This window comes from Streptomyces sp. NPDC086519, from assembly GCF_040686075.1.
Lineage (GTDB): Bacteria > Actinomycetota > Actinomycetes > Streptomycetales > Streptomycetaceae > Streptomyces > Streptomyces shenzhenensis.
The window spans coordinates 1-10,891 of the sequence record NZ_JBFBJL010000041.1; the positions used below are offsets into that span (position 1 = coordinate 1).

Consider the following 10,891-nt stretch of genomic DNA (forward strand, 5'->3'; position numbering starts at 1 on the left):
GGGGGGGCGGGGCCCCGCCCCCCCCCCCCCCGGGGGGCGGGGGGGGGGGCGGGGGGGGGGGGGGGGGCCCCCCCCCCCCCACGACCGGGAGCCTTCAGGTCAACTGAGGTTCCATTGCTGGTTGGAGCCGCCGTTGCACGTCCAGAGTTCCGCCAGGGCGCCGTTGGCCGTGGAGGCACCGGTGACGTCGAGGCAGAGCCCGGACTGGGTGCCGGTGACGGTGCCGTCGGAGTTCACCAGCCATTGCTGGTTGGCACCGCCGTTGCACGGCCAGGTCACCACCTTGGTGCCGGCGGACGTCTGGTTGTTGTACGCGTCCAGGCACATCTGGCTGCTGCCGCTGTAGACGGTCAGCTGGTTGGAGGACGTACGGGTCCAGGTCTGGTTGGCGCCGCCGCTGCAGTCCCAGATCTGCACCTGTGTGCCGGCCGTGGTCGACGAGTTCGGCACGTCCAGGCACTTGCCCGCACCCACCGCGTGCAGCGCGCCGGTGCTCGTCCCGCCGGAGGAGGCGTTGCTGTATCCGGCCGCGGTGATGTTGGCCTGAACCGCGTTCTCGGTGGCGTCCGACGGGTAGCCGGAGGTCATCACGCCCTCGTAGAAGGTGCCCTGGGCGCCCTTGCTGTTGTCGCCGCCGGTGCCCAGGATGATGGCACCCTGCTTCCGCATCGGGTTGTAGCCCGCGACGTTGGGACGCGCTCCGTCGTAGAAGGTGGACAGGCCACCGGACTGCGCGTTGCCGCCACGGATCGCCCAGTGGTTCGGGCCGCCCTTGATGATGGCGGTCGTGTACCGGTAGTTGACGGTCGGGTCGTTGGCGTTGTAGCCCGCGTTGACTCCGGAGTACAGGCCGTTCTCCAGGTCGGCCATGATCCACGGTCCGTTGCCCGAACCGTAGCCCCAGACCCTGATGTTGCCGAAGTAGATGGCTTCCATGGTGCCGTTGCCGTCGTCGTTGCTGTCCGTCTCCGCGTTGCCGTAGTCGAAGCAGCAGCCGCCGTTGTAGTGCGTGCCGTCGAAGATCGCGTACATGCCCTCGGGGTTGTCCCCGGTGGCGATGCCGTTGGTGTGGTTGTTGCGGTACCCCGTGCCGGGTGCCACGAAGACGCCGTACGCCTTGTGACCGCCCACCGTGGTGGGTGCGGCGGTCGCGTTCGCGAGGTTGTCGGGGCCGCCCGCCGCACCGCCCCCGGGCGCCTGGGTGAGGTCGTTGCCGCGGCCCGACTGGTCGTAGATGACCGTGATCAGGCAGGTCGTCCCCGAGCAGAACGAGTCCTGCGCGGCGGCGTCGGCGTACCCGCCCGCGCTCAGGACGCCGATGTTCCGGGTGGTGTTGTCCGAGGCGCGCCGGACCTGGTAGAGCGGCCCGTTGTACGAGGCGTACAACGCTCGCGTGGTGCTGTGCGCCGCCACGCAGGGCGTACCGCCTGACGCGTAGATGTCGCACGGCCCGGACGTGGCGGCCGTGGCCGTGCCGGCTGTGGCCGTGGCCCCGGCCAGCGCTCCGGCGACGAGCGCGACCGCGGCCCCCGCCCGTGCGAACGTCCTCCACCGGGAGCGGGCGGAACGCGCCGATGGAGGGCCGTATGCCCGGGCCGGCGGATGTTGCGGACTGCCGCGGTGGCGCACCGCCACGAGTAACCGCTCGATGCCACCGCGTCCGGGCAGCAGACGGCGTCCGTTACGTGTGGTTCCCATCTGATCTCCCTACCGTGCCGGCGCGGCCCGTGCGGGTTGTGGTGGCGGTGCCGGCACATGCCGAAGCGCTTGAACGTTCCGTTGTGCAGTGAGATTGCAGAGAGAGTGCGGAGTCCCCGTTGTGAACCTGAGCGGAACCGATTCGACTCCTAATTCCCGCGGTTCGCAAGCTCTCGGAGTGGTCGAAAAGTTGCGGTGTGGCGGCACCCGGACGGCCCCGCGGCCGCCTGCCGCGCGGACGCCGAGGGAGAGGCGGGTGTGCCCGGCGCCCGGCCCGGATCACCCGGATGCCCCGTCCTCATGCTGTTGAGCAGGGGGACACGGCCGAACGGACCGGCCTCTAAACGCCCGTTCGGATGGCACTGGCCGAGGCGGCCGGGCCGCGGTCCGCGCGTCGGCGCCGCTGTCGGCTCGTGGTACGCCAGTGACCCCGCACACCGCCGGTCGCGGCCTCCTGTTGAAGCGCTTGCGTCGAACCGATTCGCTCGACGGTCCGCACCGTCTCCTGCGACGGCTGCCGCACCGTGGTCGGACGTGGCTCGGTGCGTGTCGATCTCCGCTGTTGACGTCGACCGGTTCGTAGCCGGAACCGACGGCGGTAGGGGTCTGCCAGGTTCAGTTCGGGGTGCCTGACCTCACGACCCGCACCTCTCCGGCCGGTATGCGCAGCTCTCCGCCGACCGGTTCGTCCGTGAGCATCTCGCGGCCCCGCGCCGGAACGATCGCGACGTCGTCCGCGTGGTTGACGAAGAAGGTGAAGACCTCTTCGTCGTTGAGGCGCACGAGCACTTCGAGCCCCTTCGGCACGTCCGCGAGGTCGGTGGGGCGCACCAGGGAACGGGCCATGTCGAGCAACGCATCGCTGTCGAGTCCGGCCGAGACGTAGACCGCACGGCCCCCGGTCCCGAGCGCACGCGACGTGATCGCCGGACGGCCGCTGAGGTGGCCCCCGCTGTAGCGGGCGATCACGTCGGCGTCGCGCACGCGGACGAGTTCGGTCCACTCCGTGCCGGACCATCCGTTGTCGAGGGTGAACGTCTCACCCTCCTGCAACGGCCGGAACTCCTCGCACCAGGCGCCCAGCAGCTCACGAAACGCGCCGGGATACCCGCCGGGCCTCACCTGGTCGTGCTCGTCCACGATCCCCGAGAGGAAGCCGACCACGACCGTGCCGCCCGCCTCGGCGAAGGCACTCACGCGCGCCGCGGTGTCGTCGTCGGTCAGGAAGAGCCCCGGCACCACGAGCACCTCGTACCCGGTGAAATCGGCCCAGGGCGAGAGGACCTCGATACTCTCGTTCAGCCGCCAGAACGCGTGGTGCCAGTCCCGGACGACGCGTCCGTAGGCGAGGTGGTTGTTCGGCTTGACTCCCTTCGTCATCGCCCAGCCCGCCTCGTCGTCGAAGAGGATGCCGACGCGGGCCTGGGGAGTGCGTGAGCCCATGACCGGGGCGAGGCGCTGGAGGTACTGGCCCAGCTTGCACACGTCGCGGTGGAGCTCGGTGTCCTCGCCGGCGTGGGGAACCATCGCCGAGTGGAACTGCTCCGCCCCGGCCCGGGAGGCGCGCCACTGGAAGAACAGGATACCGTCGGAGCCGTGACCGACATGGCTCAGGCTGTTGCGGATCATCTCTCCCGGCGCCTTGGCGCGGTTGCGCGGCTGCCAGCTGACGGCGCTGGTCGAGTGCTCCATGAGCATCCACGGACGGCGCTGCGTCGTCATCGCTCGCATGCGGTCGCCGGAGAAGGCGACGTCCTGCTCGGGGAGCGGGTCGGGTGAGCGCGTGTAGTGGTCGTTCGCGACGATGTCCATGTGGCGTGCCCACCGGGGGTAGTCGACGACGTCGGGCTCGGCGCCCGCCATGAAGTTCGTCGTGACCGGGAGGTCGGGCGTGACGCTCTTGAGCACGTCGCGCTCGGCAAGGTAGTGCGCCAAGAGCTCGTCCGAGGAGAAGCGGTCGAAGTCGAGGACGAGGGACGGATTCTTCGCGTCGTTGCCGCGGGGCGGGAGGATGTGCGCGAAGTCGCGGTAGGTGTGGCCCCAGAAGGCGGTGCCCCATGCCTTGTTCAGCGCGTCGAGAGTCCCGTACTTGTGTCGGAGCCAGTCGCGGAACGCAGCCGCCGACGTGTCGCAGTGACAGCGGCCGTTGCCGCCGCCCAGCTCGTTGCTGACGTGCCACATGACGACGTGATCACGGTGACCGTAGCGGTCGGCGAGCGCCCGGACCATGCGGAGCGCATACGTGCGGAAGACCGGGCTGCTCGGGCACCAGCCGAGCCGGGCGCCGGGCCAGTGCGGCTGCATGTCGTGGTCGACGGGGTAGATCTCGGGGTGTGCCGCCAGCAGCCAACCCGGGGGCGCGGCCGTCGGTGTGGCGAGGTCGATGGCGATGCCGTTGCTCGCCAGGAGGTCGACGATCTCGTCCATCCACTCCCAGTCGAACTCTCCGTCCGCGACTTCGACGAGGCCCCAGGAGAAGATGCCGAGCGAGACGATGTTGACCCCCGCCTGCGTCATCAGGCGGACGTCTTCCTTCCACACGTCCCTGTCCCACTGTTCCGGGTTGTAGTCGGCTCCGTAGCTCAGCCCGCGTGTGGGCCAGGCGTTGTCGACGTGGGACCAAGTCATCCTTTGACTCCTCCAGCGATGAGGTCGAGGCGCCAGAACCGTTGCAGGAACAGCACCAGGGCGATGAGGGGGACGATCGCGAGCGCGGCGCCGACGATGGCGAGCGTGTACAGCGCCGGCGAGCCGGAGCCGCGTTCGAGCAGGGAGTTCAACCCGACCGTCAGAGGGAAGGTGCGGGTGTCGGAGAGCATGATGTACGGCAGCAGGAAGTTGTTCCAGATGCCGACGAACTGCAGCAGGAACACCGTCACCATCCCCGGCCCCATGAGGGGGAGCACGACGCTGCGGAAGATCCGCCACTCTCCGGCGCCGTCGATCCGGGCGGCTTCGAGTACCTGCGTCGGGATGGCACTCGCTGCGTACACCCGGCAGAGATAGATACCGAACGGGCTCAGGATGCTCGGGAGCAGCACCGACCACTGCGTGCCGGCCAGATGCAGGTCGGACAGCAGCAGGTACTGCGGCACCGCGAGGGTGATGCCGGGGATGAGCAGCCCCGCGAGGATGGCGGCGAAGAAGATCCGGCCGCCTCGGAACTCGGACTTCGCCAGGGCGTAGCCCGCGGAGGCCGACACGAACGTCGACAGGACACCGCCCACGCCGGCGTACAGGAGCGAGTTCGACGCCCACAGTCCGTAGGCACCGCCGTCATAGGAGAAGAGGTCGCCGAGATTGTCGATCAGACCGGTTCCGGGGGCGAAGGTGAACGAGTCGAACAGCTCGCCAGGGGCCTTGCTCGCAGCGACGAACACCCAGGCCACGGGAAGGAGGCAGTAGATCGCACCCGCCACCATGATGAGCGTGGGGACAATCTTGGTTCGTTCGCGCGACCTCTCGTCGGTCGTGCTCATCGCATACCCCGTCTCGTCGAGATGCGGACCAATGCCAGGACTCCGATCGACACCAGCGCGGTACCGACAGCCAGGACGATCGACGCCGCCGCCGCGTCATGGAGATCGTCGAGCGCGAACGCGTCCTGGTAGATCGACATGAGCGGAACCCACGTGTTGGAGATGGTGTTCGTCAAAGGTTTGAGCATCAGCGGCTCGCCGTAGAGCTGGAGAGTTCCCAGCAGCGCGAAGATCGCGGTCAGGAGCAGCGCCGGCCCGACCAGTGGCACCTTGACACGGAGGGCGATCTGGATCTCGTTGGCCCCGTCCAGGCGGGCGGCCTCGATCAGCTCGTGGGGGATGCTGCGCAACGCCGTGTAGATGACGAGCATGTTGAATCCCGTGCCGCCCCAGACGGAGATGTTGGCGAGCGAGCCGTAGATTCCGCTCGGTCCGAGGAAGGGAATGTCCCCCCAGCCGAGGGACCGAGTGACGTGCGAGAACGGGCTCGTCCCCGCCAGATACATGAACCCCCACATCAGCGCGGCCACGACGCCGGGCACGGCATAGGGAATGAAGATCGCCGTGCGCCCGAAACGCCGCAGTTTCACCCCCGGCGCGTCCAGCAGCAGAGCGAAGAGCAGCGCGAGCCCCAGGGTCAACGGCACCGCGATGATCCCGTAGAGCACCAGATGTCTGAGCCCGGCGGCCAGTTGGGCGTCCTGGAAGACCGAGACGTAGTTGTCGAACCAGACGAACACCGTGGAGCGGGTGCCAAGGGCGCCGCCGCCGGTCCGCCGCTGGGCGTAGAAGCTGGAGCCGAACGCGTACACCACGGGGATCACCGTGAACACGGTGTACAGCACCATGGCTGGTGCGCTGAACAGGTACGGCGCGATACTCCGACGACCGCGGCGACGGGTCGGCGGCGGAGCGGCCGCCGTCACAGACCGGGTGTCCGTGTCGGCAACGGCTGTGTTGGTCATGCGGATGCCCTCTCTGACGCTCTGCGCTTTCCTTCAGGTCGCGGCTCTATCCCTCGCTCACCTTGAACCCCTGCTTCTTCAGGTCGTTCACGACGGCTTTCTGCGTGACGGTCAGGACGTCCGCCCATGACGTGCCGTTGTGCACGGCCGCGTTCATCGCGTCGGTGAACGCGGTCGCTGCGACGTCCGTGTTCGGGCCCCAGGTCACCGGGCGGGTGTGCTTGGCGATCTCGGCGACGACCTTGTAGTAGTCGGTCTGCTGCGGCATGAGAGCGGGCGGCTTCTGCGCCGTGGCGGCTTCTTGTCCCGACAGTGCGGCGGGATAGCCGTTCTGCACGTTGAGGATCAGCTTCGCGCCCTTGTCACCGGCGTTGAGCCACTTCGCGAACTCCGCGGCTTCCTTGGGGTGCTTGGACTTGGAGGTGACGACGACCGAGGAGCCGCCCTGGAACGAGACGGTCGGGTCGTTCGCGTTCCACCGGGGCAGGGGCGCGAGAGCCCACTTGCCGGCGGTCTTCGGCGCCACACCGTAGATGACACCAGGAGCCCAGGCAGCGGAGGGCCAGGACAGCATGGTGCCGTTGTTCAGCTGCTGGTTGTACGTCGGCGTCAGGATCGGATCGGCCGCGATGAGCCCGTCCTTGAACATCCCCTGGAAGAAGTCCATCACCTTACGGGAGTTCGCACCGTCGATGTCGACAGTCCACTTGTCCCCGTGGACCGACCACCAGTCGTCGCCGGCCTGCGCCGCCACGGCGGCGTACCAGCCCCATCCGTCGGTGCTCAGGGAAGCCATCGTGAGCTTGGGGTTGCGGGCCTTGATCTCGGCGGCCGCCTTGCGGTAGTCCTCCCACGTCAAAGGCGCCTTGATGCCGTACTTGTCGAAGACGTCCTTGCGGTAGACCAGTGCCATGGGGCCGACGTCCTGCGGCAGTCCGTACGTCCGGCCGCTGAAGGTCGTCTGCGCCCACGAACCGCGCGAGTAGTTCTTCCGGACGTCGGAGACGTAGTCGGTGATGTCCAACGGCGCGCCGGCGACAATCATGCGAGGCAGCGACGTGTTCTCCACGAGCGCGAGATCGGGGGCGTTGCCCGCGCGAATCGCGGCCAGCAGCTTGGCGGAGGACTGCTCGCCACCGCCGGCGTCGGTGTGGACCACCTTGATGTCCGGATGTGTGCGGTTGAACTCCTTGACTTCCTGCGCGCTTCCGGGCGCCCACGCCCAGTACTGCAGGGTGACCTGCCCCCCGGAGGAGGTGGCGGCGCTTCCATCCGAACAGGCGGAAGCGAGGAGCGCGGTGCCGACCGCGGCGGCCACAGCAGCCAAGGTCCTGCGGAACTTCCTGGTACGCATGAGTCTCCCTTGACTCGGAGCGGACTCGGTCTCTCGCGGCGACGAGCATCACTCGCACCACCAGAGTTTGTCAATGGAGGTGACAAACCCTGGTGCGCCTGCCCGCGCGACAGACCTTTCCCGCCACGGGAACGGGGCGTCGGGCGCAGGCGACGCTGGACCGAACGGTGCCCAGAGGGGGTGGACCACCGCGGTTTGCACCGCAACCGGGGTTCACCTGCGTGGGGTTGGAAGCCAGCCGCCCTGCGAAGAGGTCGTCTGCGCCCGACGGGCAGCAGTACGCACCGGCCCGGCCTGTGCCGTGAGCCGGGACGCCGGCCTGTCCGGCGGCGTCAACGGGGGCCGGCGCGAGCAGAGCATGACGGCCCCCACCAGGACCGTGGCGTCACCGGATGCAGAGATCAGGGCGGCTTTCCCGGGGACGGAGCGGGCCAGGCGTGCAAGGCGGGGGGAATCGACGCGGTGGGCGCACCTTCCGGCCGAAGGCCGGGGGACGTCGGCGACCGACGACAACGCCGCTGGGGGCACCCCCCTCCGGGGGGGGTGCCGGCCCCCGCGTGCCGGACAGCCTCTACCCCCTTGCCGCCAAGGCCAGTTGGGACATCTCAGTGGTCGTACTCGGCGAGCCGCCGGTACAGCGCCAGGCCGGCCGCCGCGCGTGCCCATTCGAGGAAATCGAACACCGTGACCTCGACGACGGGCGAGTCCGGCACGGTGTACACGGTGCGCATCCCCTCGTCGAAGTCCTCGGTACGGGAATCGAGGATCGACGGGCTGTCCCCCGTCAAGATCACCTTGTCGGGATCAAGCAGGTTCAGGATGTGTCCGGCCGCCACGCCGATCCCGCGCGCAGCGCGCGCCAGTCGCTCACGCGCCGTCTGCTCGCCCGCCGCGGCTCGATCGATGACGTCACCGAGTGTCCGGGCGCCGACGACATCGTGCACGATCGAGGTCGTGGAACTCTCCGCCCACAGGCAGCCGCGATGCCCCAGGGGGCACCTCGCGCCGTCAGCCGCGACCAGAACGTGGGAGAACCTTCCCGCCCTGCGGTGCGCACCCAGGATGATCTTGCGGTCGGCAACCAGTCCGAACCCGATCTCCCGCCCGAGGGAAATGAGGGCCATGCTGTCCTGTCCCTCGGCCAGGCGCGGCCACTGCTCGAACGCGGTGAGGGCCACGATGTCGTCTTCGGCCCATACCGGTATGCCGAACTCCTTCTCCCATTGCGACCGGGTCGCCTCGGGCGCCACCGCCTGGAGGCCGACCCCTTCCGCGGCTCCGTCGATCCGCTCCACCGATCCGCACAGGGCCAGAGCGGCCACCCGCAGGCCGTCGGCCTTCGCCTCGGCCAGCCAGGCGCGACATTGCGCGCCGATGACGGACGGCTCCAGCTCGTCGACGTGCTGCCGCCGCTCCCAGACCACCTTGTTGGTCAGATCGATTCCCGCGGCGACCAGTTCGCCCGCGCGGACGTGTACGCCGAGGAAGTGGAAGAGGTCGGTCCTGGCGAGCAGCATGTCCGCGGGGCGTCCCGTGCTGGCCCTCTGTTCCCTGCCGCCTTCGACGATGAGACCCGCGGCCTCGAGATCGCGTGCGATCGCCGTCATCCGGGTGCGGGACAGGCCGAGCTTTTTCGCCACCTCGCTCTTGGAGAGTCCCCCGTTCCAGAGAATGCGGTTGTACGCCGACTGCGTCGTCGGATGCAGCTGCGGCCATCCGGCATCGGATCCGGAACCCGGGGTGAGATCGTCAGGTGCGCTTGTCATGAATACATCCAACACACTTTCGCCAGCCACATGCCACGGCGCGGTCGATGCATGGTGTTCATCTCCGAGGCCACGCTCCGTCGGCATCGATCACTGCGATCGTACGGATCACCGGCAGCCCGCGGGATGCTTCGAGCCTGACCTCCACCTTGTCGACGACCTGTGGAGGAAAGCGCAGAATACGCTGGTAACCGACCGAGTTCGCCTCGGCCAGCACCCGTTCGCTCCCGTCGGACACCCCGATTATCACCACTCGTTCGAGGCGCTGCCCCTGCGTGATGTCCTCGCGGATCACCACGGCGCCGACCTCGGTGGGGCCGGCGAGGGCGAGCGAGACGGTCGGCACGGCATCGACCGCCTCCGGTCGCCACACGTACGGTGCTGCCGCATCCCCGGCCAGGCGGGTGAGGGCGGCCCCGTCGGCCACGGACCCGCCGGCCTGCGTGCGCGGCGCCCCGGACGACAGCTGAATTTCCGCGTCCAGCACTCCGTTCCGGAACATCCGGATACGTTCGCCCAGTCCCGTCAGGGCGGCGACGTCGGGGGCGGCCACAAGTCCGCGGCGGTCGGGCGGCACGTTGAGCAGCAGGCACGCGTTCCCACCGACCGCGTCACACCACAGATCGAAGAGTTCGTCGGCGGAGCGAACGGAGTCGTCCTCGTTCTGGTGATAGAACCACCCCGGCCGGATGGACGTGTTCACCTCGGCGGGGTACCACACGAGATCGTCAAAGCGGCCGGCGAGGGCCTCGCGGCTGCCCAGGTCCTCGTCGTCGCTTCGGATGAGCCGGGAGAAGACTCCGTCGTCGGCATGCTGCGAGCGATCCGCGACGCGTTCGGCGTCGCGCAGTGCGGCGGGTACGACGCTCCATTCGTCAGGCCGGGTGTGCCCGGCCTCGTTGCCGCACCACCGGACGTCCGGGCCGCAGACGGAGATCACGGCACCGGGTTGCAGACGCCGTACGACCGCGTAGTAGCGCTCCCAGTCGTACAGCTGGTGCGCGCCGTCGGGGCCCTCGCCGTTGGCGCCGTCGAACCAGACCGAGAAGACCTCGCCGTATCCGGACAGCAGCTCCTCCAGCTGGCGCACGAAGAAGTCGTCGTACGCCTTCCCCGAGCCGTACGACGCCTCCGTTCGGTCCCACGGCGAGAGGTAGATCCCGAACTTCAGACCATGGCGCCGCGCCGCATCGGCCACGAGCCGCACGAGGTCGCCCTTTCCCCCCTGCCATCTGGCGGCGGCGACCGAGTGCGCGGCCACCTGCGAGGGCCACAGGCAGAATCCGTCGTGGTGTTTGGCCGTGAGGACGGCACCTGTCATCCCCGCCGCGGCGATCACCGACATCCACTGATCGACATCCAGGCCGGACGGGTCGAACAGGGCCGGGTCCTCGCCGCCCAGACCCCACTCGCGATCCGTCATCGTGTTCATGCCGAAGTGGATGAAGGCATAGAACTCCATCGACTGCCACGCCACCTGTCGCGCGCTGGGCCGCACCGTGGTCAGCGCCCGGACCTCGTCGAGGGCATCGGCGGCACGAGAAGGGGGCAGGATGTCACCGGTCATTCGAATCGTCCCGTTCGCAGTTGGCACCTACGTTTGTCACCTCGGTTTACAAACCGAGACCC

At 68.8% G+C, this 10,891-nt stretch carries 7 protein-coding genes; all 7 read right to left on the minus strand.

Annotated elements, in window-relative coordinates; all coding sequences use genetic code 11:
• Positions 1-99: 99 nt before the first annotated feature.
• Positions 100-1,698 carry an arabinofuranosidase catalytic domain-containing protein gene (locus AB0P24_RS31465; RefSeq protein ID WP_365799952.1) on the minus strand — a complete coding sequence of 533 codons (1,599 nt, stop codon included), beginning with the start codon at positions 1,696-1,698 and terminating at the stop codon, positions 100-102.
• Between the two features lie 615 nt (positions 1,699-2,313).
• Complete coding sequence (locus tag AB0P24_RS31470; protein WP_365799954.1) at positions 2,314-4,326, minus strand: beta-galactosidase; 2,013 nt, start codon at positions 4,324-4,326, stop codon at positions 2,314-2,316.
• Positions 4,323-5,177, minus strand: coding sequence for a carbohydrate ABC transporter permease (locus AB0P24_RS31475; protein WP_365799956.1), 855 nt, complete (start codon positions 5,175-5,177; stop codon positions 4,323-4,325). The genes AB0P24_RS31470 and AB0P24_RS31475 overlap by 4 nt, the downstream gene beginning before the upstream one ends.
• A complete protein-coding gene (locus tag AB0P24_RS31480; protein WP_365799958.1) occupies positions 5,174-6,025 on the minus strand; it encodes a sugar ABC transporter permease in 852 nt (283 codons plus the stop codon). Before AB0P24_RS31480 ends, AB0P24_RS31475 begins: the two co-directional genes overlap by 4 nt.
• Positions 6,026-6,188: 163 nt before the next feature.
• Positions 6,189-7,496: a sugar ABC transporter substrate-binding protein gene (locus AB0P24_RS31485; protein ID WP_365799960.1), complete on the minus strand. Its 1,308-nt coding sequence runs from the start codon at positions 7,494-7,496 to the stop codon at positions 6,189-6,191.
• Positions 7,497-8,101: 605 nt separating this feature from the next.
• A complete protein-coding gene (locus AB0P24_RS31490) occupies positions 8,102-9,349 on the minus strand; it encodes an ROK family transcriptional regulator (protein WP_365799962.1) in 1,248 nt (415 codons plus the stop codon).
• Entirely contained in the window at positions 9,321-10,829 is a 1,509-nt protein-coding gene (locus AB0P24_RS31495) for an alpha-L-fucosidase (RefSeq protein ID WP_365799964.1), read from the minus strand. Before AB0P24_RS31495 ends, AB0P24_RS31490 begins: the two co-directional genes overlap by 29 nt.
• Between the last annotated feature and the right edge of the window lie 62 nt (positions 10,830-10,891).